Source organism: Nocardiopsis sp. NPDC101807, from assembly GCF_044766605.1.
Taxonomy (GTDB): domain Bacteria; phylum Actinomycetota; class Actinomycetes; order Streptosporangiales; family Streptosporangiaceae; genus Nocardiopsis; species Nocardiopsis tropica.
Genome location: NZ_JBIWMK010000003.1, coordinates 201,086 through 227,459 on the forward strand (window position 1 = coordinate 201,086; position 26,374 = coordinate 227,459).

Here is a 26,374-nt window from a genome sequence, read left to right on the forward strand (position 1 = left end):
TCTGCGCGGAATGTCGGACTTCCGCGTACCGACGATCCACGAACGCGCTTTCGCGGTGAATAAAGGAATGCACTGCGACGGATCCCCTAGCGTGGCCATCGCGCCCGTGGCGGGCGATACCGACCGCCGGAGCACGGTGCGCGCATTGACCGTGGCGGCGCGGAAAGGATGCGGCGGCCGAACGGATCCACCGGAAGTCGGGCACCGCCCGACGCCGAACCCACCCGATCGCCCGCCGCGCCCGCGTCCCCTGTTCCCCGCCGACCGCGAAGCCCCCGCCGGAGCACCGGCCCCGGACGTATGCCCCGGGACCGGCCACCAGGCCGACCTGCCGTCCCTCGCCCCTCGCAGCGCCGTCCACCCGGGAGGCGCCGGGCTCGACGCGCCGTGAGTCGCACTGACACAGATCGTCAACTGATTGATTCTCACGGGGCTGGCCGCCGCCCCGATCCTGCGTAGGATTTCAAGAAGTCGGCAGTGCGGTTCTCATGTATTCGATCCATTGCCGCGCCGAGAATTCCGGTTTATCGACGACAGAAGGAAGCACACCCTATGCGCGCCCTCGTGGTCGCTCACGGCGAGGCCGGTCCCCTCCGGTTCGCCGATGTCGATGAGCCCGTACCGTCCGCCGGTGAGGCGCTGGTGGAGGTACGGCACATCGGCCTCAACTTCGGAGAGCTGAATTACGTGCGCCAGTGGCCGGCCGGCGCCGTGCACGGTCACGACGCGGCCGGCGTCGTGGTGCGCGCCGCATCCGACGGCTCGGGGCCGCCCGAAGGCACGCGCGTCGCACTGGGAATGACCCCCCACGCGTGGGCGGAGCGGGTGGCGGTCGGCCCCGCCTCGCTCGGCACCGTCCCCGAGGGCGTGGACCTGGCCGACGCCGCCGCGCTGGGGATCGCCGGGGTCACCGCGCTCCGGGTGCTGCGCAAGCGTTCCCTGCTGGCGCGCGACGTCCTGGTCACCGGCGCCAGCGGGGGTGTCGGGCACTTCGCCGTCCAATTGGCGGCGCTGGCGGGCGCCCGGGTGACGGCACTCGTCGGTTCGCCGGGCCGGGCCGCCGGACTGCGTGAACTCGGCGCCGACCAGGTCCTGACCGACCTGGCCGAGACCGGGGACCGGTTCGACCTCGTCCTGGACACGGTCGGCGGGCCACTGGTGGCCCGGGCGTGGAACTCGCTCGCCGAGGGCGGCACCATCCACCTGGTCGGTTACTCCTCGGGGCAGGAGACCGCGTTCCCGCCAGGGGTCCTGTTCGGCTTCGGCGAACCCCGCAGCATCACCACCTACGGCGACATGGCACCGACCAGCGGGGAACTGACGGACTTGCTGGACCTCATGGCCGCCGGAAGGCTCTCGGCGCCGGTCGGACTGCGAGGCGACTGGCGGGACGTGGACGACGCCGTCCAGGCGCTGTTCGCGCGGAAGGTGCACGGGAAGGTCGTCCTCGACGTGGCCTGAGGCTGCGAACGAGGGCACGGGCGCCACCGCCCGCCGACGGGCGGCCCGCGGCGCGGACGAGAATGGACCCATGGACGTGTTGACGGAGGTCTTGCGTGTCTCGGGTGCGCGCGGGGCGCTCGGGGTCGTGGTGAAGGCCGGAGGAACCTGGGGCCTGGGGCTGGACTCCTCACCCGGAGCGGCACTGCACGTGGTCTCCCGCGGCACGATGTGGCTGCACACCTCAGGCGAGAAGCCTCTTCAGGCACAGGCCGGGGACGCCGTCCTGATGCCGCCGGGCACCGCACACGGGATAGCCGGCGGCTCCGGCGCGGCCATGGGTTCCTGCGACCGTGAGGCGGCGGCCCGGTCCTTCGGCGACGGCCGGGCCCTGCGGCTGGGCTCGGCGCCGGTACGGACGGAGGTGATCGTCCTGCACTATGAGCAGGACCCGGAGGTGAGCACCCCGGTGCTCGCCTCCCTCGCCCGGCCGATGCACGTCACAGCCCGCCAGAACACGCAGTTCGGAAGGACCGCCGAACTTCTCGCCGAGGAGCTCGCACAGCCGCAGATCGGCACCGCCGCCGCCGTCGACAGCATCGTCGACCTCCTGCTCGTCCAGTTCGTACGCGCCTGGCTGGCCCGCCACCCGGAGGAGCGGTCCGGCTCATGGCCGGGAGCGATGCGTGATCCGGTCGTGCGCGACGCCCTGGCATGCGTCCACGCCCGACCGGGGCACCCCTGGACCACGGAGGCCCTGGCAGCCGCGACGAGCGTCTCCCGGGCGACGCTGTCCAGGCACTTCCGGTCCGCCCTCGGACAGACGCCGGGCGCGTACGTGACGCAGTGGCGCATCGACCTGGCGTCCGTCCGGCTCCGCGACACCGACGAGCCGGTCGAGTCGATCTCCGGCGCGGTCGGCTACGCCTCTCCGCACGCCTTCAGCCGTGCCTTCCGACGTGCCCGGGGCACGTCCCCCGGGGAGTACCGTTCTCGATTTCGCCGGTGATCGCGGGCGGGCGCCCCCTCCGGCACTCGCGCGGGTGTCGGGGCGGCCGCGCCCGGCGTCGCGCCGGCGCACCCCTACCCCGGGGGCGCCGGCGACAGCGCCGGGGGCGTGCGCACGCCGAACTCGCGGCGCAGCGCCGACCTGGCGGCCAGGTGGCCCCCCATGCCGTGCACACCGGGTCCGGGCGGGGCAGACGCCGAGCACAGGTAGACGCCGCGCAGGGGGGTGCGGTGCGGGTCCCAGCGGGGCACGGGCCGCATCAGCGTCTGGCGGAGGGTCATCGCACCGGAGGCGATGTCGCCGCCCACGTAGTTGGGGTTGTACCGCTCCAGGTCGGCCGCGCTCCGGGAGCTCCGCGCGACCACGGTGTCGGCGAACCCGGGCGCGTACCGCTCGATGCGGGCGGTGACGAGTTCGGCGGGGTCGGCGGGGTCCCCGTGGGGCACGTGCGCGTAGGCCCACACCGGCCGGTGCCCCCCGGCGCCGACGCGCCCGGGGTCGGCCGCGGTCGGGTCCACGACCAGGACGAACGGCGCGTCCCCCGGCCTGCCCCGGGCCACCAGGGACTCCTGCCGGAACACGGACCCCTGGCGGCCCCCGATGTGGACCGTCCCCGCCGCCCCCACGTCCGGGTTCGCCCAGGGGATCGGCTCCGAGGTGAGGAAGTCGACCTTGGCGGCCCCGGGGCCGTACCGGAAGGCACGCAGGCCCGCGCGGTAGGCGCGCGGCAGCAGGGGGCCCGCGATCCTCAGGAACTCCTTCGGGGACAGGTCCAGGAACACGGCCCGCGCGCCGCGGACCTGCCTGAGGTCGTCGATCCGCTGCCCGGTGGCGAGGGTGCCGCCGTGGGCCCGGAGGTCGGCCGCCATCGCCTCGGCGATCCGCGCGCTCCCGCCGCGCGGGACCGGCCAACCGGGGCCGTGGGCGAGGTGGCCCAGCAGGAGGGCGACCGCGGCCGAGGAGGGCGTGGGCATGCGGCCGACCAGGTGGGCGCCCACACCGGCGAGCAGCGCCGCGGCCTCCGGCCCCGCGAAGGCGCGCCGGGCCAACGGGGTGCCGTGGCGCAGCATGCCCAGCCCCAGCAGCAGCGGGGCGCGCAGGTCCGCGGGGAGGCTGCGCTGCCGGCCCAGCACGAAGTCCACCACCGCGCGGCTGTGCTCCAGCAACGGTTCCATCAGCGCCCGCCAGGCGCGCCCGTCACGGCCCAGGCCCGCGCAGGCGGCGTCGAGGTCGTGGTGGGCGAGCGCCGCCCGGCCGTCCTCCAGCGGGTGCGCGTAGCTGATCCGCGGCGTGAGCAGCTCCACGCCCCGGGCCGCCAGGTCGAACTCGCGGAAGAACGCGGACGCGGCCGCCATCGGGTGCACGGCCGAGCACAGGTCGTGCACCACGTCGTCACGGAACAGCGGCGAGGTGCGCAGGCCGCCGCCGATGTCCTCCGCCGCCTCGTACACGGCCACGGACAGGCCCGCCCGGGCCATGGTGACCGCTGCGGCCAGGCCGTTGGGGCCGCTTCCCACCACGACGACGTCCGCGCTCACGCGTCCCCCTCCCGCATCCCGGCCGGCCTCAGGCGCCGGGGTCGTAGACGTAGGGCCGGGTCCAGGTCACCGGCTCGAAACCGCGCCTGCGCAGCGTGGGCTCCGAGGTCGGCAGGGCGTCGACCAGGACGTGGGTGCGCCCCCGCTCCCGCGCCTCCCTCAGCCTGCTGCCCACCAGCGCGGTGAACAGGCCCCGCTTGCGGTGCTCGGGCCGGGTGCGCCCGCCCGCCAGCTCCGCGTAGGGGCCGCCCGGCCGCAGGTGGATCCGGCCGCAGGCCGCGGGGCGGCCGTCCTCGTAGGCGATATGGATGCTCATCGCCTCCGGTGCGTTCCGCAGCCCCTCGGCGAGCCTGCGCCGCTCCTGCTCCACGTCGCGCCGTCCGAGGGCGGCGGCGATCTCCGCGTAGTCGTCCAGGCCCCGCCCGTCCACGACGCGCCGGATGTCGCGCCCCTGCGGGTCGAAGGCCGCCGGGTCGGCCCCGTCGACCGCCAGCGCCAGCACGCTCTCCCGGTCGTCGGGCTCGAAGCCCGCGGCGGTGAGCCGCTCGCCCAGGTCGGCGGGGGTGTCGTGGCCGTAGACCTTCCACTCCAGGGTGTAGGGCGTCCGGCGCGCGAGGTCGGCCTCCTCCCGGATGACCCCGTCGAGTTCCCCCGGGGCGCAGCGCGCGTAGACGATCCGGCGCTCGGAGCCGTCCGCCGCGTGCTCGCGGACGACGCCTCCCCGTCCGGTGCTGTCCCCCGAGGCCCGGCGCTCGCCGTCGAGCCCCGCCAGCAGGTCGTGGTCACTCATACGAGGTTTCCTCACGGTCCAGGATCCGGGCCACCGGCCGGTTGTCGGCCATGGCGTCGAGAATAGGGCAGAGGCCTTCCAGCAGGCCCCGGGCGCGCTGCGCAGGGAGGATCCCGCCGTCGTAGGCCGGGGCGGGTTCCGGTTCCCCGTCGGAGAGCACGAAGGCGAACAGCAGGTCGGCCTCCTTCGACCGCCGTGGCAGCTCCCGGGCCTCGAAGGAGACGCCTCCGGCGCTCGGCGCCGGCGCGCGGTCGGGCCGGTCCAGCGCCACCATGACGTCGAACGGGGGGCTGCGGGCGGCCCCGCGCTCCCCGAGGGTCCACGGCCACCGGCCCAGGGGGGCGACTCGTCTAGGCTCAACGGGGTGAGCCACCCCGACGCCGCAGCCGACCGGCAGTTCTACGCGCGCCTGCCCGCCACCCGGGGCGCGGCGGGCGCGCTCATCCTCTCCCCCGGCGGGCAGGTGCTGCTGGTGGAACGCGCCTACAGGCCCGACCGGCCCTGGGGCCTTCCCGGCGGCATCGTCGAACACGGCGAGTCCCCGCTGGCCGCGTGCCGCCGCGAACTGGCCGAGGAACTCGGCGTCCGGGCCACCGTGACGCACCTGGCCGCCGTCGACTGGGTCCCGCCCTCCGGTGAGCGCACCGCCGCCCTCCAGTGGCTGTTCACCGCCCACCTGCCCGAAGGGGCCGAACCCCGCCTGCCCCCGGACGAGCTGTCGGGCCGGGCGTGGGTGGAACCCGGACGCCTCGGCGACCTGCTGCCCGCCCACGTGGCCCGGCGCGCCACCGCGGCCCTGGCCGCCCGGGCGTCCGGCGCCACCGTCTACCTGGAGCACGGCCGCCACGCGCTGGAGGAGGGCCGTTGACCGCGCCCGGCGCCGACCGCACAGCAGGGGTGGCCGCGGCCTTCGCCGACACCGCCGAGCGCCGCGCCGGCGGCGGGTACGAGCCCGTCCACGCGGCCGTGGCCGCCGCCTGCGCCACCGGCCCCGACGCCCTGGACCCGGCCTCCCCGCCCGCCGGCCCGACGCCCCCGTCGAGGGGGCGGGGATGCGCCGGGCGCCGGCCCCCGAACCCGCGGACCGCGAACCCGCCCGCGAGGCCGTCGCGAGGATCACCGCGCCCCGACCCCGCACGCCCCGACCGGCCCGGGCCCCGTGCCACGACCGGACACACCCGACAGGAGTACCGATGGGCTCGATGATGCGGCGCCCGACGATCATGGACATCGCCAGAGCGGCGGGGGTCTCCAAAGGAGCGGTGTCCTACGCCCTCAACGGCCGCCCCGGTGTCTCCGCTCAGACCCGCGAGCGCATCCTGGCCACCGCCCGCGACTTCGGCTGGTCTCCCAGCGGTCCGGCGCGCGCCCTGTCCTCGGGCGGCAGGACGGCCGCCATCGGACTGGTGACCCGCCGGGCGGGCTGCCTCTGGGGCAGCCCATCCTCCTTCGCGCTCCTGGTCGAGGGGGTCCAGCACACACTCGCCTCCACCGGGATGGACATGATCGTGCACTCCGACCCCGCCGCGGAGGGCTCTCCGCGCCGCCGTTGGGAGACCCGGGGCCGGGTCGACGGTGTGATCCTGGCCGAGGAGCGCATGGGCCGGTCCCCCGCGCCTCCGCCCGCCGTGCCCGCCCTGGTCCTCGGAGCCGCAGCGGACGGGAACGGCACGCTGTCACTGCCGGTCGACGACCGCCCCACGATGAACGAGGTCATGCACTACCTCGTCGCCCTGGGGCACACGCACCTGGCCCACGTCGCGGGGCCGGCCGACCTCGCCCACGCACACGCGCGGGCCAAGGCCTTCGAGCAGACCGCACGCGACCTCGGACACCGGGCCGTGGTCGTGCACACCGACGGCAGCGGGGAGCACAGCGCACGTACCACCCGGCGCCTCCTGGCCCTGCCCGAGAGCCCGACGGCCCTGGTGTACGACAACGACGTGATGGCGGTGGGCGGGCTGGCGGTGGCCGAGGAGATGGGCGTCGCGGTCCCCTCCGAGCTGTCCATCGTGGCCTGGGACGACTCGCTCCTGTGCCGTCTGGTGAAACCGGCCCTGACGGCGGTCCGCCGCGACGTCGTCGAATACGGCCGCCGGGCGGCGGCCCTGCTCATCGGAGCCGTCGAGGGCGCACCGGCGGCCGAGGAGATGCTCCCCGGCGGAGAGCTGGTGCCCCGGGAGAGCAGCGGGCCCCTGCGCCTCCCCCGGTGAGGGCCCCGGCACGGCGGCATCGCGTCGCGAAGCGCCGTGCGTGCCGGCCCGCGCCCGCCGCACGAAGGCTCCCGGCCTCGGGAACGGACGCGGGGCGCCACCGCGGGCCTCAGGCGGGCACGGGGCGCACCAGGACGTCGTAGGTCTGCGTGACCCGCTCCAGGTCCGCCCCGAGTCCGCGCGCCCACACGTCCAGCTCCTCCTGGGCCGCCCGTCCGTCCCGGTCGTCGTCGACCAGCACCTCGAGCTCCAGGAACACCCCGGCTCCCCGCACGTCGTCGAGGCACACCGCGATCGGGCCGGCCCGCCCCGTCCGACGGCTCTTGACGATCCGCACGCTCGGCACGTACCCCAGCGCGGTCAGGACGCCGTGCATCCCGTCCCGGTCGGCGACGGCCGTCTCGTGCTCCACGCACTCCATCGCGTTCGCCAGCGGGGTCTTGGCCGTCACGACGTGCACGCCGTCCTCGGTGCGCAGGCGGGCGAAGGTGAAGCCGCGCTTGCCCTTCCCCGGTTCCCAGCCGGGAGGCGCGTAGGCCGTGTCGTCCTGGTGGACCGGCTCCCCCATGGCCACCCCGGCCTCCCGGAGCGCGGCCAGGACCGCCTCCGGGTCGCGCACCCGGTACTTCGCCTCGATCTCCCGCATCCTCTGCCTCTCCTCGCAGCGCTGTCGGGGCGAGCGTAGTGAAGGCTCACGACGGCGTCCGGGGTTCGGTCCATCCGGCGCCGGAATGCGAACGGATGTCCCTTTCGGCGCGCCCCCGGCGCTTCGCCACGGGATGTCCTTCCTCGAGGCCGGGGTCCCCAGGACTCCCGGGACCCTCTCCCCCGGGTTCTCGATCAGCGAGCGGCGGGTTCGCCGCTCAGGGGTCCTCGGACACGGGCCCGCCGCTCGCCCCGTTCCGGCCCTCCTCGCCGCGTCCCGGGCGCGGGGCCCGCCCGGGCCGCGCCGGGGCGCTCAGCCCTTCAGACCGTAGAAGTGCACCGGGGAGTTCGGACGGAAGCCGATGCGGGGGTACACGGGCGCCCCCGCCTCGGTCGCGTGCAGGGTGGCGCGGGTCAGGCCGGTGGCCCGCCCGCCCTCGTGCAGCGCCTTGCGCGTGACCGCCTCGCCGTAGCCCCTGCGCTGCCACTCCGGGTGCGTGGCGACGAGTGCCACGAACAGGCGGCCCTCCGCCTCCACCGTCGCGGCGCACGTCACGGGGAGCCCGTCGCGCAGGCCGAGGTAGGCGTACACCCCCTCTTTCCACAAAGCGGACCCGAGGAGCCCGTCGCGGCCGTCCTCCAGCGGGAACCCGTACGCGCGCGAGTTGAGGTCCGCGTACGCGCGGAGCCGCTCCTCGGTGGTCACGCGCACGAAGACCAGGTCGGGATGGGACGGCTCGGCGACGGGGAGGAGGTCCCCGGCCATGCCCGTGCCGGAGAAGGCGAACTCCAGGCCGGCCCTCTCCGCGGTCGCCCGCACCCCCTCCCGCGCGTCCTCGCCGAGGAGGTCCTCGAACAGCCACAGGAACCCCGGGCGGGCCTTGGATCGCATGATCTCCGCCGCCCCGGCCAGGCGCTCCTCGACGAGCGCCGCGTCCGCGCCGACGTCGGTCAGCGTCACGCAGTTCCAGAACGCGAACCGGCTGTCGGCCCAGCGGACGGCGAGGCCGGGCAGGTCCCGGACGTCGGCGGCCGCGTCCCGGTCGAGCACCATGGTGCGCCAGACGGCGGCGAGCTGCCGCATCGATTCGATCGACTCCGTGCGATCCGTCATCGGAACCCTTCGAGCGGTGGGGAGGGGGGAGCCCGCCCGGCCGGGCGTGAGGCCTCGCCTGCGGCTCGCGGACGCGTGCGTGCTCCGCCTCCACGATCCCCGACCGCCCCCCGGTTACCGGCCGGTTCGTCCGATCTGTGACCTGGAGACGGGCGGGCGGTCGCACCGCCGCAGTCACACGGCGGCGGCCACGCGTACCGCGCCTCCCGTCCGGTGAGCCGTGGCCGCGGTCCGAGCGCTCCGCGGGACGGACGGGGCCGCCGACCGCGGGCGGCGGGCACGGATCGGTATCGGACAGGATGAGCGCGACCGCGGTGGGGAAGAAGGACCGGGGGACGACCGTGGCCCGTCCCCACCCCCGAAGGGAGCCACATCCGCATGACGAGAAGACGACGGCACTTCGCCGGCATCGTCCTGGGCATCGTGATCCTCGGAACCCTCATGTCGGGGATCTCCCTCATACCGGACCCCTCGGGGATCTGGCCCTACGTGATCGCCGGGGCGGCGTTCCTCGTCGCCCTGCTCACCCAGCCCCTGGGCGCCTTGTTCGAGGGGTGGGTGGAGCGTCGCCGCAAGGCGATCGAGGTCGAGCGCAGGGCCGAACGGGCCCCGAACGCGACCGTGTCCGGGACTGGACGGACGGGCGGGAGCTCGGGGTGCGCAGGGCGAAGCGATCCGACGCACAGGAGGAGCCGGTGCCCGCCTACGTGCCGCGCGACTTCGACGCGGCCCTCGACCGTGCGATCCTGGCGGGCGGTCTGGTCGTCCTCGAGGGCGAGTCCGTGTCGGGGAAGACCCGGTCGGCCTACGAGGCGATCCGCCGGACCGTCCCCGACCGCCGCCTGGTCGTCCCGAGCGACGAACAGTCCCTGACGGCCATCGCCGACCTGCCCACCGCCCCCCGGAACTCGGTGGTGTGGCTCGACGGGGTCGACCGCTACCTCGCCGCGGGCACCCTGGACGAGGGCGTGCTGGACCGGCTGTGTCCGCCCGGCCGTTCGGACGTCTGCATCGTCGCGACCCTGGACTCCCGGGTGCGCGGGGACTTCCCGGAGCAGTCCGCGCCCGCGGTCACCAGGATCCTCGAGGACCGGGCGGAGCACTTCTTCGTCGAGCGCCGCCTCACGGGGGCGGAGGTGGAGAGGGCCCGCGAACTCGCCGGCGACCGGCGGATCTTCCAGGCCCTGGCCGCCCAGGCCGAGGGAGGGTTCGCCGCGGACATCTCGGGGGCCCATACGACCCTGCGCCGCTGGCGCTCGGCGGTCCACGGCCACGAGGTCCGGGCCGGGGCCGTCATCTCGGCGGCGGTGGACGCTCGCAGGCTCGGCTACCGCGATCCCCTGCCCCGGGGGCTCCTGGAGGACCTGCACCGGCACTACCTCGCACCGAACGTGCACCACGACCCAGGGACGTCGACGTTCGACGAGGCCCTGCGGTGGGCCGCCGACCCGGCGGGGGGCGCCACCGCCTGCCTGTCCCGCGTGGACGAGGGGACCTACGAGCCGTTCCACCACCTGGTCTCCCACGCGCTCCGGGAAACGGACGGGGCCGAGGTACCGGAGGTGGTGTGGACCCTGGTCGCGCACCGCATTCCGGTGGCGTACCTGCCCACCTTCGGCTTCGCCGCCTACGAGACCGGTAGGTCCACCGTCGCCGAGCACGCCTGGGCGCGGTTCCTCGAACGCTTCCCCGGGCACCCGGAGGCCAACCTCGGCATGGCGCTCCTGGCTCTGAGGGCCGACGACCGGGCGAAGGCCCTCCCCTCCCTGCGGCGCGCGGTCGCGAACGGGGACCCCCGGGCGATGGCGCACCTGGGGGCGGTGCTCGCGCGGATCGCCCTGGAGGGGGAGGACCCCTCCGCGGCGGCGGAGGCCGGCGACCGGCTGCGCCGGGCCCACGACGCGGGCGCGACGATCGAGGCCTACCTCGCGGGGCTTCTGGCCTACCGGGCGGGAGACGAGGACGAGGCGCTGTCCTGGTGCGGCGTGGCAGCCGGGCGAGGCGACGAGAACGCGATGTTCCTGCACGCCTGCCTGGAGACGTGGGGGATCGACGACTCCCGGCTCCGGCCGCTGCTCGACGAAGTCCTGAACGGGGAGAAGCAGACGGAGAAGCTGGCCGAGCTCCTCGCGGACCTGCCCCACGACCGGGCGGAGTGGTCCGGAGGGCGCCCCGCCTTCCGGGCGTGTGCGTGGGGGAACAAGGCGGCCACCGCGGGAAACGTGCACGCCATGTACCTGATGGGCCGTTCCCTGGAGGCCGGCGGGCGGTGGGACACCGCGCTGACCCTGCACAAGAAGGCGGCGAAGAAGGGTTCCCTCGCCTCGGCCCGACGCGTGCCCGTCGTCTACACGGCACTGGACGAGCGTCGGCGCGCCCGTGCCTGGAGGGAGGCCGTCACCCGTACGGCTGCCACAGGCGCGGCTGTCAGCGGTGTGGGCGCCCTCGCCGCGCGGATCTTCCGTGAGTACAAGGGCCTCGGCTCCGGTGGCGGGGGGACGGCCCTCGGGCGTACGGGACAGAGCGGTGGGACCGCCTCGCACCAGGGCGGCCCGTCGTCCGGGGGTTCCGCGTCCCACGACGATGCCTCGTCGTACGGTTCACCGTCTTACGACGATTCCTCGTCCTCCGACTCCTCGTACTCCGACGGCTCCTCGTCCTCCGATTCGTCGTCCTCCTCCGCGGACTCCTCGTCCTACGGAGACGACGGCTACTGAACCCTGTCCCTCGAACCGGCGGTGGAACACCGTCCGCCCGGGCCCGGCGCCGACCCCGCACCCCGTCCACCGGGCTCCGGAGGCCGGGCGCGCATGGAGGGGGTTCCGGGGCAGGCCCCGCGCCGAGGCGCGCCGAACGCACGGGGGCCGCAACGGTGATGGCCGCGGAAAACCCCGTGTGGCAGGGTTTCCCCGACGGCGAAGAAGATGCGCGAGCCAGAAGGACGACCGTGTTCCCCGGATCGTCCGCCGAACCGGAAGGCGCCCATGACGAACACCCCCCGCGTCCCCCTGGACACGACCGTCCCCCACTCCGCACGGGTGATGAACTACTGGCTGGGCGGCGAGGACCACTACCCGGTGGACCGCGCCCTCGGGGAGCAGGTCGAACGGTCCTCCCCCGAGATCGTCGAGCTCATGCGCGCCGACCGCCGGTTCCTCGCCCGCTCGGTCGCCCACCTGGCCCGGGAGGAGGGCGTCCGGCAGTTCCTGGACATCGGCTCCGGCCTGCCCACCGCGAACAACACCCATGAGGTCGCCCAGGCGATCGACCCCGGGTGCAGGATCGTCTACGTCGACAACGACCCCCTGGTGCTCGCGCACGCCCGCGCGCTGCTGACCAGCACCGAGGAGGGCGCCACCGCCTACCTCGACGCCGACCTGCTCGATCCGGAGGCGCTGCTGGCCCGGGCCGGCGAGCATCTGGACCTCACCCGGCCGATCGGGCTGGTCCTCATGGGCGTGCTCGGCCACTTCCCCGCCGACGAGCGCACCTACGCCGTGGCCCGCGCCTACGTGGACGCCCTGTCCCCGGGCAGCTTCCTCGCCCTGTGCGACAGCACCGACACCAGCCGGCAGATCGTGGAGGCGGCCGAAGCCTGGAACGAGAACGCCGCCCAGCCCATCCACCTGCGTACCCCGGAGCAGATCGGCGCCTTCTTCGACGGCCTGGAGCTGCTGGAACCCGGAGTGGTCTCCGTCCCGCTCTGGCGGCCCGGGACGACCGGGGCGGACACCGCCGGGGAGGTCGCCCAGTACGGCGGGGTCGCCCGCAAGCCCTGACCCCGGGCGCGGTCCCCCGCCCCCCGCGTCCGGGGTCCCCGCTCGGACGCGCCCCTCCCCGGGGCACGACCCCGGCGCCCCGGTGATCCGGGACACCGCCGGTACGCGTCCGGGGTCCCTTCGACCGTGTTCACCGACGCGGTGACGGCCCCGGCCATCGCGCTCCAGCAGCGCGTGGCCGCTCCGGGCCCGAGTGCTCCGGGCCGCCCCGGACGGGCAACCGCTCGCGGACCCCGTCGGTATCCGCGACACCGTCGGGAGCCGTGTCAGGGCCGGGTTCCGGTGGAAGCCGGCCCAGGCGCGGCCGAGTGCGTCCGGCACCGGACGTTCCACCGTAGGGTGTGCGCACCCCCGGCGCTTTCGGCGCCACCGTCCCCCGGAGGGCATCGTGCGCAGACTCGCGCCGTGGACCGCGCTCACCCTCGTGCTCGCCCTCATCATCCTCGGCGTCGGCGCCCGGTACCTGCTCGTGCCGGCGAACCGGCCTTTCGAGTACGGCGACGGGATCAGGCTGCAACTCCTGAGCATCTCCCACGAGGACGTCGGCGGGGACGCAAGGGTCACGTGGGAGGTGAGCCTCATCAACGGGACGGGCGAACCCCTGGACCTGGACCTCACCTCGACGTGCCGCCACGCCGCGTCACTCCGGGAGTCGGGCCCCTCCGCCCTGGCCGAACGGGGTGGTGAGGGTGTCTCGCTACCGGCCCACCTGGCCACGGGTGTCTCGGACTCCTGCCCCTCACCCGAGTCGGGCCGGTGGTGGGCCTACACCCTCACCCTGGAGGACGGCACGGGCGGGAACGGTTCCCGCACCGTCACGTTCATGGGCAGGGCCCACTGACACGCTGAGCAGGGCCTGGTCGGCCTCGGCGGTGTGACCGGGGGCGACCGCGTCCTGGTCCACGGCGGCGGGATCGGCCACGTCGCGATCGGGGCCGCCGCGGCTTCCACGGCACGGACGGGCTATTCCCCCGCCGTCTCCGGGGCTCCGATGACCACGGCGCCGCGGTGGCCGCCCCGTTCCACCGCCGCCATCGCGTCGAGTGCGGCGTCGGGCACGGGCAGCAGGTGGGCGTCGACCCAGGTGTCGCCCGTGGTGTCGTTGGTCCACGGGTCCTCGATCACGAGGGCGCCGGGTACGGCGCCGTGGCAGAGGACCCAGTGCGGCACGTCGAAGCCCAGCATCGCGGCCAGGGAGAGCAGGAGCAGGACGCGGTCGCCCCGGTCGACCGCGTCGCGGATCGCGGGCAGGGTGAGGCGGTGCGGGTCGATCGGGACCGCGGCCCGGGCCGCGTCCGTCCGCGACGCCTGCTGGAGGACGGCGCGCCACTCCTGTTCGGCCTCGGTGTAGGTGTCGAGGAGGACGGGCCGGTCCGTGTCGAGGAAGACGGTGACGGGCGAGGCGGGCCAGGTCCGGCGCACGGCGACGCCCAGGCCGACGGGCTCGCAGGCGGGGAAGTTGGTGGCGCCGCGCCACAGCGTGAGCTCCGCCGTGCGGTCGAGGGAGTCGCGGGGCACCGCCCCCGCCTGGACCTGGGCGACCAGGGCGGCGACGGCGCCGCAGGTGAAGTTCGTGGACTGGCGGCGGTACGGAGGCTCCGCCGTCCCCTCGCCGTCCAGCCAGCGCACGTAGCCCGCGGGCGGGCCGCCTGCGCCGTCCGCCGTGCCGCGCGGGGCCTCCATCGGGGTGAAGCCGAGGGCGGCGGCGTCCGCGTCGCCGGCCGTCCACCCCTCCCACTTGACCTGCGCGAGCCCCCGGGCGCGGGCGTGGTCGAGGACCGCCTCCACGGCGGCGGGGACGTCGCCGACGGCGTCGACGATCTTGGCGTAGGCGGCCTGCGGGCGCGCGGTGACCAGTGCGGCGCCGGCCCAGCCCTCTCCCGCGGCGTCGGGGACGGCCACGATCCGGGGCGCGTGGTGCGAGCGGTCGACCGCTTCCCAGCGCTCCAGCACCGGGCCGGGCGCGATCCGCTCCAGCTGCGCGGGCCGGGCCGCGGGGTCGAACGGGAGGACGGCGCCGCGGGCGGGCGCGTCGGGGCGGGACGGCATCGGGGGCTCCTCGTGGGGTGCGGGCTGCGGGGGCTCAGATGTGGGAGCGGCGCAGCAGCCAGATGAGGTAGGGGGCTCCGACCAGGGCGATCATGAGTCCGGCCGGCATCTGGGAGGGGGCGATGAGCGTGCGGCCGAGGGTGTCGGCGACGCAGACCAGCAGTCCTCCCAGCACGATCGCGACGGGGATGCTGCGCCCGTGGCGGGCGCCGACCAGTGCTCGGGCCAGGTGGGGCGCCACCAGTCCGACGAAGCCGACGACCCCGACCGCGACGACGCTGACGGCCGCGAGGAGCGCGGCGACGGTGAGCAGCGCCAGCCGCGTCCGCCCCACCCGCATGCCGAGGATGCGGGGGGTGTCCTCGTCGACGGCGATGAGGTCGAGGTGGCGGGCCAGGCCGATGACCAGCGGCGCCGCGACCAGGAGCACCACGGCGACCGGTACGACGTCGGGGAAGGTGCGCCCGTAGGTCGTCCCGGAGAGCCACGTGAAGATGCGCGGGGTCTGCCAGGGGTCGGCCCGCAGGAGGAGGAACGTCGTGACGGCGCTCAGGCTGTAGCCGCTCCCGATGCCGATGAGGACGAACCGGTCCGGGCGCAGCGCCCCCCTCCAGGCCAGGGCGGCGATCACGGCGAAGGTGGCCAGGCCGGTGAGGATCGCCATGGTGACGAGGGAGGGCAGGCCGCTGTCCGCGGCGGAGGTCACGACGATGACCGCGCCCAGTCCGGCCCCGGCGGTGATGCCGAGCAGGCCCGGTTCCGCGAGCGGGTTGCGCACGGTGCTCTGGACGAGGCTGCCCGCCAGGGCGAGCGCCGCGCCGGCGAGGACCGCGGCGGCCACGCGCGGGACCCGTTCGTCGAGGGCGCGGCCGATGAGGTCGGGGGCGGTTCCCTGGAGCCAGAGGGCGATGTCGCCGGTGCGCAGCCACAGGCTGCCGGCGAGCACGCCGACGAGGACGGCCGCGACGAGCAGGACCGCCGCGGTGAGGAGGACGCCGAGGAAGCGTCGGCGGGTGCGCGTCCCGGTCCGTGTGCCGGGCGGCCGGCGGACGGGGCCCGCGTCGCGCAGGCGCAGGGCGAGGACAACGATGAGGAGGCCGCCGAGCACGGCCGTGGGCACGCCGGTGGGGATGGAGGCGGCGCCCTCGGCGCCGAGTACGGCGCGCAGGGAGGCGTCGGCGAACAGGACCAGGAGCGCTCCGAGGAGCCCGGAGACGGTGACGAGGAGGAGGTGTCGGCGCAGGGAGGGGATCCGTCCGGCGATCAGGCGCGCGAGCACGGGGGCGGCCAGGCCGATGAAGGCGATCGGTCCGGCCAGGGTGACGGACACTCCGGTGAGGAGCACGGCGCAGAGCACGGCGACGGTCCGGGTCGAGCGCAGGGGCACGCCGAGCGACGCCGCGGTGTCGTCGCCCAGGCCGAGCACGTCCAGCCGCCGGCTCAGCAGCAGCGCGACGGCCAGCACCGCGACGATGACCGGCATGGCGCGCAGGGACGCGTCGATGTTGAGCTGGACGAGGGAGCCGTTCCCCCAGGCGTAGAGGCCGGTGGTGTTCTCCTTGAACAGGATGAGCATCATGGCGGTGGCCGCGTCCAGGGCCATCGCCATGGCCGAGCCGGCCAGGATGAGCCGTGTGGTGGCCGTTCCGGCGGCGTGGCCGGCGATGCCCAGGACGAGGGCGGCGGCGAGCAGGCCGCCGGTGAGGGCGACCAGGCCGGAGGCCCACAGCGGGACGGCGAGGCCGAAGGCGGCGACGGCGGTGAGCGCGAAGTAGGACCCGGCCGTGACGGCGAGGGTGTCGGGTGAGGCGAGCGCGTTGCGCGTGACCGACTGCAGCAGTGCTCCGGCGACGCCGAGGGCGAAGCCCACGGCCACGCCGGCGAACAGGCGCGGGAGCCGCGAGCCGGTGAGCACGTCGCCGACGGGGACCCCGTCGACGTCCTCGCGCTCGCCGAGCGCGTAGCGCGCCAGGTCCCACCAGCCCACGCCGGAGGTGCCCTGGGTGAGGTGCCACAGGCCCACGGCGAGGATCGCGGCGGTGAGGGTCGCGGCGACCGCCGCCCCGGCGGTGCCGCCGCGCATGCCGATGCGCGGCAGCGGGGACCGCCGGGGCGGGGCCTGGAGTGTTCCGCTCATCCCTGGGTGAGCGCGTCGACGAACCCGTCGATCGCCTGCTCCGTCGAACGCGGGCCGCCGGCGCCCCAGATGCGCGGCGGGAAGGCGTGTGCGCGCTCCTCCTCGACGGCGGGGAGGGAGGTCCAGATGGGGTTCTTCTCCAGTTCCTCGACGTAGCCGCCGACGCCCTCGTCGTTGGCGTAGAAGAGGTTGGCCCCGCCCACGGCGGTGAGGCCCTCCACGTCGGTCTGCGCGAGGCCGTAGGAGGGGTTGACGCCGCCGTCGCCGTAGGCCTCGTTGATCTCGTCCGTCCAGACGGGAGTCATGCCGAGCTCTTCGCCGAGCGCGGTGAACAGCGCGCCCTCGCCGTAGGGGCGGATGGTGAGGTTGCCGCCCTGGAGCCATCCGTCGAAGTAGAGGAAGTCCGTGGTGGGCAGGTCGAGGGCGGCCACCTGCTCCTTGGCGTCGGCGAGGTGGTCGTCGAACCTCTGGAGCTCCTGATCGGCGCGCTCGGTGCGGCCGGTGGCCTCGCCGATCATCCCGAAGACGTCGCGCATGTTCCCGATGGGGTCGGCCGGGTCGGCGCCCAGGGTGGCGAGGACGGGCACGCCGCGCTCCTCGAGCTGGGCGATGATCTCGTCGTCGGCGCTGAAGGCCTCCACGACGACCAGGTCGGGGTTCTGCGCGTAGAGGGTGTCGAGGTCGGGCTCCTCGCGGCTGCCGATGTCGGTGACGCCCTCGGGCAGTTCCTCGGCGCTCACCCAGGTGCTGTAGCCCTCGGTGTCGGAGACGGCCACAGGGGTGACGCACAGGGTGAGGGCGTCCTCGACCTGCTGCCATTCCAGGACGGCGATGCGCTCGGCGGGCTTGTCGAGCTCGACCTGCCGGCCGACGCCGTCGGTGAGGGAGACCGGGTCGGTGGAGGTGGTCGTGGTGTCGTCGGCGCAGCTCTCGGAGGCGGGTGCGGCGACGGCCTCGGGCTCGGCCTCGTCGACGCTGGTGGTACCGCATGCCGTTGCGGCGAGGACGACGACGGCGGAGGCCGCGGTCGCGAGGTGGCGGAGACGGGTCATGGGTGGTTCTCTCTGCTCTGTTCCTGTGTGCTCGGGTGGTCCGAGGCGGTGGTGCGGGCGCGGGCCGTGTGCCGGCCCACGGGGTCGATGCGGAGCCGGCCGGTCCGGGGGTCCTGGGCGACCTCGACCCGGATGCCGTAGACCTCGCTGAGGTTCGGGGTGGTGAGGACCTCGGCGGGGTCGCCCGCGGCGCGGACGCGGCCGGCGCTCAGCAGGAGCAGCGTGTCGGCGATGCGGGCCGCATGGTCGAGGTCGTGCAGCACGACGCCGACGGCGACGCCGTGGTCCTCGGCGAGGTCGCGGATCAGGTCGAGGGTCTCGATCTGGTAGCGCAGGTCGAGGTGGTTGGTGGGTTCGTCGAGCAGGACGACGCCGGTGTTCTGGGCCAGGCAGGCGGCGAGCCAGACGCGCTGCATCTCGCCGCCGGAGAGCTCTCCGGCGGCCCGGTCGGCCATGTCCCGCACGCCGGTGGCGCCCATGGCGTGGTCGATCGCGCGGCGGTCCTCGGCGGAGAGGCCGGCGAAGCCGCGCCGGTAGGGGTGGCGTCCGAAGGCGACGACCTCGCTGACCGCCAGCCCCTCGGGGGTGGGGCGGGACTGGGAGAAGAGGGTGACCTCCCTGGCGAACCGGCGTGCGCTGAGCAGGGACACCGGGCGCTCGGGCTGCCCGTCGCGGCCGCCGAGGGTGACGTGGCCGTCGTCGACGCGGTGCAGTCGGGCCAGCGAGCGCAGGAGCGTCGACTTGCCGCTGCCGTTGGGCCCGACCAGGGCGGTCACCCGGCCGGCCTCCAGGGTGAGGGAGGCTCCGTGGACGACGGTGGACCTGCCGTAGCTCAGGACCAGCCCTTCCCCGCTCAGGGCGTGTGCGCGCGTCACGGCGCCGTGCGCGTCGCGCGCGCCGGTTCCGCGGCGGCCGCGGTGGAGGAGGGCCGCGGCAGGGCGTGGGCGGCGCCGGGAGCGGCGTGCGCGGGCCCCGTGAGCAGCGGGTTCGGCCGTGCGCACGCCAGCCCGCCCGCGCAGGAGATTAGGTTAGCCTTCACTCACTCAGGATAGGTACGGCGCCTCCGCGGCTGCAATCAGGACTTCCGGACTCCGGATACGGAATTCCGGTCAGCGGTTGCGCGAGGCGTGCCGAAGTACGTCCCCGGGGTGGTGCCCATCACGCGCCGGAAAGCGTCGATGAACGTGCTGGTCTGGGCGTATCCGAGGCGCTCGGAGGCGTCCTGCACCTCGCACCCCTCGCTGAGCAGTGTGAGCGCCCGGTGGATGCGCAGTGACTGTCGCCACTGCGCGAACGACAGGCCGGTGGCGGTGCGGAAGGCGCGGCTGATCGTGCGGGGGCTGACCCCCAGGTCGCGCGCCCACTCCTCCAGGGAGCGGTCGTCCGCGGGGTCGCGCAGCAGGGCCTCGGCGATCACGTCGGCCCGGGGGTCGCCCGGCAGCTGCAGGGCGAGTTGGGGGCGCGAGGGCTCCAGCACGTCGAACACGACCGCCTCGGCCCGCGCCCGCGCCCCGGCGTCGATGTCGGCGCGGGCCAGGTGGAGGAGCAACGACTCCAGGACCGGGGTCATCGCGATGGCCGTCGGGCCCTCGAAGGCGACCGGCGTGCGGTCCGGGGCGAAGAAGGCGGTGTGGAGTTCGGCCCCGGCCGTCAGCCGGCCGGCGTGCACCTCCCCCGTGGGGACCCACAGCCCGCACCCCTCGGAGACGGTGAAGACGCGGTCCCCGACACGGGCCGTCATGGCTCCGCGGCGCACCCACACGAGCTCGTGCGCGGGGTGGGCGTGCGGCTCCCACTCCGTGGGGGCGCCCGGGACGTGCGACTCCGCGATGATGACGAAGGGCGCGTCGGCGCCGCCCGGGAGCGCGGCGGCCTGCTTCACCAGGGTGCTCGGCTCGCGCCGCCAGGCCCCCAGGCCCGCGCCCCCACCGGGGGCCGGGGGCGGCCCGGAGGGGGGACGGCGTCCGGACGGATCCGTCCCGGTCGCGCTCACGGGCGGCCCGCCGGAAGCCCCCGTCGGACGGCACGGCTCCGAGGGGCCGGGGTCCCGGTCGCGGGGCGCGTCCCCGGCGGGGTCGCCCGGGGGGCGCGGACGGTGCGCCCCGGGAACGGAGAGATGGACGGCATGCCCCTATTGTCGCAGGCGGCGACGGGTGCGGCGTTCGGGGTGGCGCAGCGGCACGCCGATGCCCCGCGCGGTCCGCGGGGACGGCGGGGGCGGCGCACGCGCGCCGCGGGCTCTCCGAGGGGCCGTGGCAGGCCCTCGGGGCCTCTCCCCTCGCCCCCTTCTCCGTCGGCGGACCGGCCCCGGCTGCCCGCCGGTCCCGTGCGGCGCCTCCCGCGTCGGCGGTGGGACCGTTCGCGCGCCCCTCCCCCGAGGGGCCGCGACGGTGAGGTGCGCCTCTATCCCTGGAGCTCCTTCAGGCCCCGACCGATACGGATACAAGCGAGCACGCCCGCCACCACTCCGACCGCGACGAGGATGAGCGCCGCCCGCCCGACGGTGTCGGCCTCCCCCTCGACCGCGGCCTTGAGCATGGTCACCGCCCAGTAGCCCGGGGAAACGGGCGCGACGGCCTGCGCCCAGACAGGCATCATCGTGATCGGGGCCAGGGCTCCGCCCAACGCACTCACCGTCAGCGCACCGACGTCGCAGACGGCCGCGAGTTCGCCGTGGCTGCGCACGACGCCGGCCAGGGCCACGCCGATGGCCAGCAGGGCGAAGGACCACACGCAGACCGCCGACAGGATCAGCGCGAAGGAGCCGGTGACGGGCATGTCCACGACCTGGGCCCCGAAGACGATGAGGATCGTCTGTTGCACGACCAGCAGCACGAAGACGGGCAGCGCCTTGCCGATGAGCATCTCCACGACCGAGACCGGGGTGACCCGCATCCGGTTCCAGGTGCGCCATGTGCGTTCGGTCAGCAAGGCGGTGCCCACGACGGACAGGGAGAGCACGGAGAACATCACCAGCATGCCGATGACCGCTTGGGCCTCACCGCCCTGGGGAAGCGCGGCCCTGTAGAGCGGACTGAAGACGAGCATGAGCACCATCGGCATGATCAGGTAGCTGATCAGGTGGCCGGGGTCGCGCAACCGGAGTGTGGTGTTGTGGCCGACCAGCAGGGCCAGGCGGTGGGGAAGGTCAGTGCGCACGGGCCACCGCCTGGTAGAGGTCGTCGAGGGTGGGCCGGCGCAGGTCCACCGAACGCACGGGCTTGGTGGCCTCGACCAGCATCGTGGCCAGGGTGGCGGTGGGATCGGTCGTGGGGACGCACACCTCCTCGTCCTCGAAGGTGAGCCGGACCTCTCCGGGAAGACCGTGGAGCAGCTCACCGGCCTCGCCCCTGGCGATGACCCGCCCGTGGCGGGCGACGGCGATGCTGGCCCCCAGGTCGGTGAGCTCGGGGAGGTAGTGGGTGGTGTAGACGACCGTCGCCCCCGTCCGGGCGTGGTCGCGTACGACCTCCAACAGGGACTGGCGGGTTTCGGGATCCACACCCGCGGTGGGTTCGTCCAGGAGGAGGAGCGCGGGCCTGTGGACCATGGCGGCGGCGGCCTGGACCCGGCGCTGCTGGCCGCCGGAGAGGACCCCGACCCTGCGGTCGAGGAAGTCGGTGATCCGGAGGGCCTCGGCGATCTCGGAGACGGCCCGGCCGAGCTCACGCCGGCGCAACCCCTGCAGTCCCCCGAACAGCCGCAGGGTCTCACGGGGGGTGACCGTCGGGTACAGCGCGATGTGCTGGGGTGCGAGTCCGAGGAGGCGGCGTGCGGCGCCGGGGGCCTTTCCGTCGACGAGGACCCGCCCGCCGTCGGGGCGCAGAAGCCCGGAGACGATGTTGGCGAAGGTGGTCTTGCCTGCCCCGTTGTGCCCGACGAGTCCGACGATCTCACCCGGGCGGGCGACCAGAGTGAAATCGTCCAGAGCTTTGACCGACCCGTACCCCTTCACCAGTCCTAATGCCTCCAACATGTCACGCCCGCCCTTTCTGTCCGCTGTATAGAATCATTGTCTATGGTGTAAAGTATGCCCATGGGAAAGGCAAATCAAGAAAGACGGGAAGAGATCCTCTCCGCCGCTCTGCGCATCGCCGAGGACGGAGGTCTCGCAGCCATGTCGATGCGGGCGATCGGGGCCGAGGTCGGCTTGACGCCGATGGCCCTGTACGGGTACTTCGCGAGCAAGGACGAGCTGTTGGACTGGCTGGTCGGCCGGGTACTGCAGGAGGTGCCCCGGCCGGATCCGGAGGCGGACTGGCGCGAGCGGCTGCTCGCCTGCGCCCGCGGGGCCAGGGAGGCGGCGCACCGGTACCCGCGGACGTTCCCGGTGCTCCTGAACAGGCCCGTGGTGCTGCCGGAGGCGATGCGCGTGGTGGATCCCCTGTACGGCGCCCTGATGGACGCGGGGATCCCCCACGAGCGGGTGGCGGGCTGGGAACGCATGTTCAGCACGTTCGTGCTGGGCTTCGCCGTCTCGGAGGTGAGCGGCCGCTTCGGGGAGGGGAACCTCGGGACCCGGGAGCGGCGTGAGCGACTGGCCCCCCGGGAACTGCCGGCGCACCACCGTCTGGGAGAAGTGCTGGACCTCCCGGTCGACTGGGACGCGGAGTTCGAGGAGGGGCTGGCCAGACTGGTGGCGATGGTCGAGGCGGAGGGCACGGGGCCCGCATGAGCCGCCGGGCGACCGGGACCGCACGGTGTCGGCCCGGCCGCGCCCGGGCCGACGGGTCGGCTCCTCCCGGCGGAGGAGGGAGGCGGCGGACACCTGTCCGGCCGTGTCCGCCCTCACACGGGCCGACCCCGGGGCCTGCGGTAATGTGGACAGCCGTCGTCGCGCCGGCGTGCACGGGACCCGGGGTCCTCCCTCCGTCCCCTTTCCGTCCGCGCCCGTCGACGACCCGGCGGGACCGTTACCGGCTCCCCGCCATCCCCGTGCGGCACCTCTTGCGCCGGCAGTGAGACCGGGCGTCGTTCCCGGCGGCCTCCGCGCGCGCGGCGCACGGGCCTTCAGATGCCGGCCGCGGCGTGTCCCGGCCGGTGCTTCCATTCGAGGGGCTTCCTCTACTCCATGTTCTCCACTCTGCGCTCACGCGCGTCCGCGCGAGGCAGACGTTCCGATCCCTGGGTCATGGGCGTGACCAGCGTCTTCATGGTCGTTTTCGTCTCGGCGTCCTTGGCCTCCCCCGGCACGGTGGGCGCCGTCGTCGACGCGGCCTTCGTCTGGTCCGCACGCTGGTTCGGCGCCTACTGGCAGCTCCTGATGCTGGCCACCTTCGTCGTGATGACGATCCTGGCCTTCTCCCGCTACGGCAGGGTCCGCATGGGCGGGACCTCCTCGCCGGAGTTCGGCAGGTTCACCTGGATCGCGATGATCGTCACCACCCTGCTGGCCGCGGGAGGGGTGTTCTGGGCGGCGGCCGAGCCCATCGCCCACTACGCCTCCCCGCCGCCGCAGTACGCCGACCTGACGGGCGGGCCGGAGGGCGCGGCCTACGCGCTGGCGCAGAGCTTCGTCCACTGGGGCTTCATCGGCTGGGCGATCGGCGGAGCGCTGGCCACCCTGGTCATGATGCGCGGGGTCGAGAAGGGCATGCCCCTGCGCCCGCGCACCCTGCTGTGGCCGCTCCTGGGCGAGCGGGTGCGCACGCACTGGATCGGCGCGGTCGCCGACATCAGCTGCGTGATCGCCGTGATCGCCGGGACCGTGGGGCCCATCGGCTTCCTGGGCCTGCAGATCTCCTACATCTGCAGCCGGCTGTTCGGGCTGCCCGACACCTATCCCGTCCAGGCCCTGATCATCCTGGGCCTGACGGCGGTGTCCGCGGTGTCGGTGCTGAGCGGCCTGCACAAGGGCATCCAGCTGCTGAGCCGGGCCAACGTCTGGGTGGCCCTGGCCCTCATCGCCGCCATCGTCGGCATGGCCTCCCTGCCCTTCGTCCTGGACCTGTTCGTGCAGGCGAGCGTCGTGCACGCGCAGGAGTTCCTGCCGATGGCCCTGTACGGGGGCGACGAGCAGTGGCTCGGGTACTGGACGCTGTTCTTCTTCGGCTGGTTCCTGGGCTTCGGGCCCATGATGGCGGTCTTCTTCGCCCGCATCTCGCGGGGTCGCACCGTGCGCGACATCTACGTCGGCGCGACGGTGGTGCCCTCGGTGGTGACCATGGGCTGGTTCACCGCCCTGGGCGGGACCGGGATCTGGCTGGAGCAGCGCTCGCCCGGGACGATCACGGGCCCCTACGGCGAGGACGGCCTGCCCGCCGCGGCGCTGGCCATCCTGCAGGCGCTGCCGCTGACGGGGGCGCTGGGCGTGCTGATGGTGCTCGTGGCGCTGATCTTCCTGGCCTCCACGCTCGACTCGATGTCCTACGCCATCTCGGTCTCCAGCATGCACGCGGGCGAGCCCTCGGGCCTGGTCCGGGCGTTCTGGTGCGTGGGCATGGGCCTGGCCGCGGTCGCGCTGCTCCTGGTGGGGGACGGCGGCATCCAGGCCCTGCAGTCCTTCATCGTGGTGACCGCGGTCCCCGTGGGCCTGGTCATGCTGCCGACGCTGTGGACCACGCACCCGCTGCTGCGCGAGATGGCGGTCGAGCAGGGCATCGTCGCCCCGGGCCGTCCCTCCGGCGAAGCCGGGGACGGCGCCGCCCGCGAGCACGCCGAGGAGCCGGTGGCCTGACCGGCTCCGGGTCCGCGGGGAAGGGGTCTCCCTCTCCCGCGGGCCCGACCCGCCGCCCGTGTCCCGCCCGGCGGGCGGGGCACGGGCGGCGGGAGCACCGGGGCCGACCGCCGGGAGCCGGCCCCCCTTCCGGTCGCCCCGTCGGCGGCCCGAAAAGCCCTCAGGCGGGTTCGGCGGCGAGGGCGCGCCCGGCGGGGGTGCGGGTGTGGGCCCACGCGGGCAGGGCGGTCAGCGCCGCGACCGCCAGCAGGACGGCGAGCGCGGCGGTGAGCAGCCACGATCCCGGAGGCGTGATCATGAGGGGGCTGAAGAGCCAGTACAGGCCGATCCCGGCCGGGACGCCCACCAGCAGCGCGGGCACGGCGGGCAGGAGCTGTGCGGTGCACAGCGCCGTGACGACCTGGCCGGGCGTGGCGCCGAGGGTGCGGGTGATCCCCAGGGCACGCCGTGCCTGGACCGCGCCGCTCCATCCGAGGAACAGCGTGTTGAGCGCGGACAGCCCCACCACCACGAGGGTGACGCCCAGTAGTACCTGGCCGGTGCGGGTGTTCACCGCCTCCAGGGCGGGAGCGGTCGCCACGGTGCCGAGCGCCGTGCGGAAGCAGAGCAGTGCGGTGACCATGACACCGGTGGCGGTCAGGCCGAGGGCGGTCAGCGCCGCGCGCCCGGGCCGGCGGGCGAGCAGCCGGACGCCGACCAGGAGCGGGGTGGGCAGGTACGCCGTCACGGCGGTCAGACGCGGACGGTGCGTGGGCGGGTGGGCCGACTCGGCCAGGGTGTGGACGGTGCTGGTGCGCGCGGTGCGAAGAACGGGACCGAGCGTCCCGCCGAGGACGACCAGGCCGGCGAGGAGGACCGCGGCGACGACCATGCCGGTGCTCGGGGGGACGACGGCGTTGAGCAGCCCGGCGCTGGGATCGGCCAGCTCGGGCGCGGCCAGGGTTCCGAGGGCCAGACCGAGAACGGCGGCCAGGGCGGTCAGCAGGAGGTACTGCGCCGAGAGGACGGCGGCGACGGCGCCGGGACCTGCCCCGACGGCCTTGAGCAGACCGGCTCGCCGGTGGTCGCGGGTGGCGCGTACGGCGGCCAGCGCGGCGACGGTGACGATCGCGGACGCGGCGAGCAGCCAGCCGCCGACGACCAGGGTGGGCTGGGTGTTCCTGACCATGATCATGTCGGAGGTCAGGACGGTCCGCCAGGTGTGGGTGTTGACCCAGGCGTCCCCCCTGAGCTCGGGGGTGAACACGGTCTCGCGCCAGTGGACGACCGCTGCGGGATCGGTCAGCCCCACGTGGATCAGGTGCACGCCGGGGGTCCCGCCCGCCGCCTCCCGGGCGTCGGCCGTGGTGAACCAGATCCTTCCGCCCCGGTCGCTCGTCCCCGGCCCCTGGGCCCAGTTGCTCCACGGGTACACCGGGGTGGCCGCGCTGATCGCGGTCCCGACGACCGGGTAGTCGCGCCCGTCGACGGTGACGCGGTCGCCGACGCGCACGCCGAGCACCTGCGCGAAGCCGCGTTCGACCACCGCCCCGCCCGGACGTACCCAGGTCCCGGAGGTCACCAGCGGCCGGTCGACGGCGGACGGTGCGCTCTCGCGCCCCTCGACCGAGGTGTCCGCGGTACGGCCGTGGGCACGGACGGTGGTGTCGTACGCGAAGACCGGGTCGGCCTGCGCCGCCACACCGGGCAGGCCGGCGATGGTTCCGGCCAGGTCGGAGGGGTCCTCGGCCGTGGTGATGGCGGTGATGTCGGGTCCGGCGGTGGCCTCGCGGGTCTGCGCGTACCCGTTGGCCACGGCGTTGTCGGCCGCCAGCCCGAGGGTCAGGGAGGCGGTGGCGACGGTGACGGCGAGCAGGAGCATGACGGCCTCGCCCGGCCGGCGGCGCAGGTCGCGCGTGACCAGGCGCCACGTCAGCAGCAGACGTCCCATGG

The 26,374-nt window shown here is 74.8% G+C and carries 23 protein-coding genes; 9 read left to right on the plus strand and 14 right to left on the minus strand.

What is annotated here, in order from left to right:
• Positions 1–552: 552 nt before the first annotated feature.
• Together ACIRPH_RS10320 and ACIRPH_RS10325 are read left to right on the plus strand one after the other, a co-directional pair.
• A complete protein-coding gene (locus tag ACIRPH_RS10320) occupies positions 553–1,461 on the plus strand; it encodes a zinc-binding dehydrogenase (RefSeq protein ID WP_402912038.1) in 909 nt (302 codons plus the stop codon).
• A 70-nt stretch (positions 1,462–1,531) separates the two neighbouring features.
• Positions 1,532–2,449, plus strand: a complete 918-nt coding sequence (locus ACIRPH_RS10325; RefSeq protein ID WP_402912041.1) for a cupin domain-containing protein — start codon at positions 1,532–1,534, stop codon at positions 2,447–2,449.
• Between the two features lie 74 nt (positions 2,450–2,523).
• On the opposite strand, the gene ACIRPH_RS10330 is transcribed toward ACIRPH_RS10325, so the two are convergent.
• From ACIRPH_RS10330 to ACIRPH_RS10340, 3 genes are read right to left on the minus strand one after another with little or no spacing between them, the layout of a single operon-like run.
• A complete protein-coding gene (locus ACIRPH_RS10330; protein WP_402912044.1) occupies positions 2,524–3,987 on the minus strand; it encodes a phytoene desaturase family protein in 1,464 nt (487 codons plus the stop codon).
• Positions 3,988–4,015: 28 nt separating this feature from the next.
• Entirely contained in the window at positions 4,016–4,777 is a 762-nt protein-coding gene (locus ACIRPH_RS10335) for a GNAT family N-acetyltransferase (protein WP_402912047.1), read from the minus strand.
• Positions 4,770–5,150, minus strand: a complete 381-nt coding sequence (locus tag ACIRPH_RS10340) for a hypothetical protein (RefSeq protein WP_402912050.1) — start codon at positions 5,148–5,150, stop codon at positions 4,770–4,772. The genes ACIRPH_RS10335 and ACIRPH_RS10340 overlap by 8 nt, the downstream gene beginning before the upstream one ends.
• Here ACIRPH_RS10340 and ACIRPH_RS10345 point away from each other — a divergent pair.
• Both ACIRPH_RS10345 and ACIRPH_RS10350 read left to right on the plus strand, forming a co-directional pair.
• On the plus strand, positions 5,142–5,645 hold the full coding sequence (locus ACIRPH_RS10345; protein WP_402912053.1) for an NUDIX domain-containing protein: 504 nt from the start codon (positions 5,142–5,144) through the stop codon (positions 5,643–5,645). The genes ACIRPH_RS10340 and ACIRPH_RS10345 overlap by 9 nt on opposite strands.
• A gap of 325 nt (positions 5,646–5,970) precedes the next feature.
• Entirely contained in the window at positions 5,971–6,990 is a 1,020-nt protein-coding gene (locus ACIRPH_RS10350) for a LacI family DNA-binding transcriptional regulator (RefSeq protein WP_402912056.1), read from the plus strand.
• Positions 6,991–7,099: 109 nt separating this feature from the next.
• Here ACIRPH_RS10350 and ACIRPH_RS10355 read toward each other — a convergent pair whose 3' ends face one another.
• Together ACIRPH_RS10355 and ACIRPH_RS10360 are read right to left on the minus strand one after the other, a co-directional pair.
• Positions 7,100–7,636, minus strand: a complete 537-nt coding sequence (locus tag ACIRPH_RS10355; RefSeq protein ID WP_402912059.1) for a class IV adenylate cyclase — start codon at positions 7,634–7,636, stop codon at positions 7,100–7,102.
• Positions 7,637–7,948: 312 nt separating this feature from the next.
• Entirely contained in the window at positions 7,949–8,749 is an 801-nt protein-coding gene (locus tag ACIRPH_RS10360) for a GNAT family N-acetyltransferase (protein ID WP_402912062.1), read from the minus strand.
• A gap of 656 nt (positions 8,750–9,405) precedes the next feature.
• Here ACIRPH_RS10360 and ACIRPH_RS10365 point away from each other — a divergent pair.
• The 3 genes from ACIRPH_RS10365 (at position 9,406) to ACIRPH_RS10375 (ending at position 13,369) form a co-directional block, all read left to right on the plus strand.
• Entirely contained in the window at positions 9,406–11,466 is a 2,061-nt protein-coding gene (locus tag ACIRPH_RS10365) for a tetratricopeptide repeat protein (protein WP_402912064.1), read from the plus strand.
• Positions 11,467–11,733: 267 nt separating this feature from the next.
• On the plus strand, positions 11,734–12,528 hold the full coding sequence (locus tag ACIRPH_RS10370; RefSeq protein WP_402912067.1) for an SAM-dependent methyltransferase: 795 nt from the start codon (positions 11,734–11,736) through the stop codon (positions 12,526–12,528).
• 388 nt (positions 12,529–12,916) lie between these two features.
• Positions 12,917–13,369, plus strand: coding sequence for a hypothetical protein (locus ACIRPH_RS10375; protein WP_402912070.1), 453 nt, complete (start codon positions 12,917–12,919; stop codon positions 13,367–13,369).
• 122 nt (positions 13,370–13,491) lie between these two features.
• Here ACIRPH_RS10375 and ACIRPH_RS10380 read toward each other — a convergent pair whose 3' ends face one another.
• The 8 genes from ACIRPH_RS10380 to ACIRPH_RS10415 form a co-directional block, all read right to left on the minus strand.
• Positions 13,492–14,577: a peptidase C39 family protein gene (locus tag ACIRPH_RS10380; protein ID WP_402912073.1), complete on the minus strand. Its 1,086-nt coding sequence runs from the start codon at positions 14,575–14,577 to the stop codon at positions 13,492–13,494.
• 34 nt (positions 14,578–14,611) lie between these two features.
• Positions 14,612–16,714, minus strand: a complete 2,103-nt coding sequence (locus ACIRPH_RS10385; RefSeq protein ID WP_402912076.1) for an iron ABC transporter permease — start codon at positions 16,712–16,714, stop codon at positions 14,612–14,614.
• Complete coding sequence (locus ACIRPH_RS10390; protein WP_402912079.1) at positions 16,711–17,766, minus strand: iron-siderophore ABC transporter substrate-binding protein; 1,056 nt, start codon at positions 17,764–17,766, stop codon at positions 16,711–16,713. The genes ACIRPH_RS10385 and ACIRPH_RS10390 overlap by 4 nt, the downstream gene beginning before the upstream one ends.
• Positions 17,763–18,641, minus strand: coding sequence for an ABC transporter ATP-binding protein (locus tag ACIRPH_RS10395; RefSeq protein WP_402912082.1), 879 nt, complete (start codon positions 18,639–18,641; stop codon positions 17,763–17,765). Before ACIRPH_RS10395 ends, ACIRPH_RS10390 begins: the two co-directional genes overlap by 4 nt.
• Positions 18,638–18,805 carry a hypothetical protein gene (locus ACIRPH_RS10400; RefSeq protein ID WP_402912085.1) on the minus strand — a complete coding sequence of 56 codons (168 nt, stop codon included), beginning with the start codon at positions 18,803–18,805 and terminating at the stop codon, positions 18,638–18,640. The genes ACIRPH_RS10395 and ACIRPH_RS10400 overlap by 4 nt, the downstream gene beginning before the upstream one ends.
• Before the next feature lie 36 nt (positions 18,806–18,841).
• Positions 18,842–19,759, minus strand: coding sequence for a helix-turn-helix domain-containing protein (locus ACIRPH_RS10405; RefSeq protein ID WP_402912088.1), 918 nt, complete (start codon positions 19,757–19,759; stop codon positions 18,842–18,844).
• 410 nt (positions 19,760–20,169) lie between these two features.
• Positions 20,170–20,925, minus strand: coding sequence for an ABC transporter permease (locus ACIRPH_RS10410; RefSeq protein WP_402912091.1), 756 nt, complete (start codon positions 20,923–20,925; stop codon positions 20,170–20,172).
• Positions 20,915–21,742, minus strand: coding sequence for an ABC transporter ATP-binding protein (locus ACIRPH_RS10415; protein ID WP_402912094.1), 828 nt, complete (start codon positions 21,740–21,742; stop codon positions 20,915–20,917). Before ACIRPH_RS10415 ends, ACIRPH_RS10410 begins: the two co-directional genes overlap by 11 nt.
• Before the next feature lie 54 nt (positions 21,743–21,796).
• Here ACIRPH_RS10415 and ACIRPH_RS10420 point away from each other — a divergent pair, with 54 nt between their 5' ends.
• Positions 21,797–22,441, plus strand: a complete 645-nt coding sequence (locus tag ACIRPH_RS10420; protein WP_402912097.1) for a TetR/AcrR family transcriptional regulator — start codon at positions 21,797–21,799, stop codon at positions 22,439–22,441.
• A 396-nt stretch (positions 22,442–22,837) separates the two neighbouring features.
• A complete protein-coding gene (locus tag ACIRPH_RS10425; protein WP_402912100.1) occupies positions 22,838–24,442 on the plus strand; it encodes a BCCT family transporter in 1,605 nt (534 codons plus the stop codon).
• Between the two features lie 160 nt (positions 24,443–24,602).
• On the opposite strand, the gene ACIRPH_RS10430 is transcribed toward ACIRPH_RS10425, so the two are convergent.
• Positions 24,603–26,372 (minus strand): FtsX-like permease family protein, encoded by a 1,770-nt coding sequence (locus ACIRPH_RS10430; RefSeq protein WP_402912103.1) that lies wholly within the window; start codon positions 26,370–26,372, stop codon positions 24,603–24,605.
• Between the last annotated feature and the right edge of the window lie 2 nt (positions 26,373–26,374).

Excerpts from the sequence above, each read along its gene's own strand:
- ACIRPH_RS10425 (WP_402912100.1), top strand. The coding sequence starts at position 22,838 with ATGTTCTCCACTCTGCGCTCACGCGCGTCCGCGCGAGGCAGACGTTCC.
- ACIRPH_RS10355 (WP_402912059.1), bottom strand. The coding sequence starts at position 7,636 with ATGCGGGAGATCGAGGCGAAGTACCGGGTGCGCGACCCGGAGGCGGTC.
- ACIRPH_RS10380 (WP_402912073.1), bottom strand. The coding sequence starts at position 14,577 with ATGCCGTCCCGCCCCGACGCGCCCGCCCGCGGCGCCGTCCTCCCGTTC.
- ACIRPH_RS10350 (WP_402912056.1), top strand. The coding sequence starts at position 5,971 with ATGGGCTCGATGATGCGGCGCCCGACGATCATGGACATCGCCAGAGCG.
- ACIRPH_RS10390 (WP_402912079.1), bottom strand. The coding sequence starts at position 17,766 with ATGACCCGTCTCCGCCACCTCGCGACCGCGGCCTCCGCCGTCGTCGTC.
- ACIRPH_RS10325 (WP_402912041.1), top strand. The coding sequence starts at position 1,532 with ATGGACGTGTTGACGGAGGTCTTGCGTGTCTCGGGTGCGCGCGGGGCG.
- ACIRPH_RS10335 (WP_402912047.1), bottom strand. The coding sequence starts at position 4,777 with ATGAGTGACCACGACCTGCTGGCGGGGCTCGACGGCGAGCGCCGGGCC.
- ACIRPH_RS10360 (WP_402912062.1), bottom strand. The coding sequence starts at position 8,749 with ATGACGGATCGCACGGAGTCGATCGAATCGATGCGGCAGCTCGCCGCC.
- ACIRPH_RS10430 (WP_402912103.1), bottom strand. The coding sequence starts at position 26,372 with ATGGGACGTCTGCTGCTGACGTGGCGCCTGGTCACGCGCGACCTGCGC.
- ACIRPH_RS10415 (WP_402912094.1), bottom strand. The coding sequence starts at position 21,742 with ATGTTGGAGGCATTAGGACTGGTGAAGGGGTACGGGTCGGTCAAAGCT.
- ACIRPH_RS10370 (WP_402912067.1), top strand. The coding sequence starts at position 11,734 with ATGACGAACACCCCCCGCGTCCCCCTGGACACGACCGTCCCCCACTCC.
- ACIRPH_RS10320 (WP_402912038.1), top strand. The coding sequence starts at position 553 with ATGCGCGCCCTCGTGGTCGCTCACGGCGAGGCCGGTCCCCTCCGGTTC.
- ACIRPH_RS10385 (WP_402912076.1), bottom strand. The coding sequence starts at position 16,714 with ATGAGCGGAACACTCCAGGCCCCGCCCCGGCGGTCCCCGCTGCCGCGC.
- ACIRPH_RS10420 (WP_402912097.1), top strand. The coding sequence starts at position 21,797 with ATGCCCATGGGAAAGGCAAATCAAGAAAGACGGGAAGAGATCCTCTCC.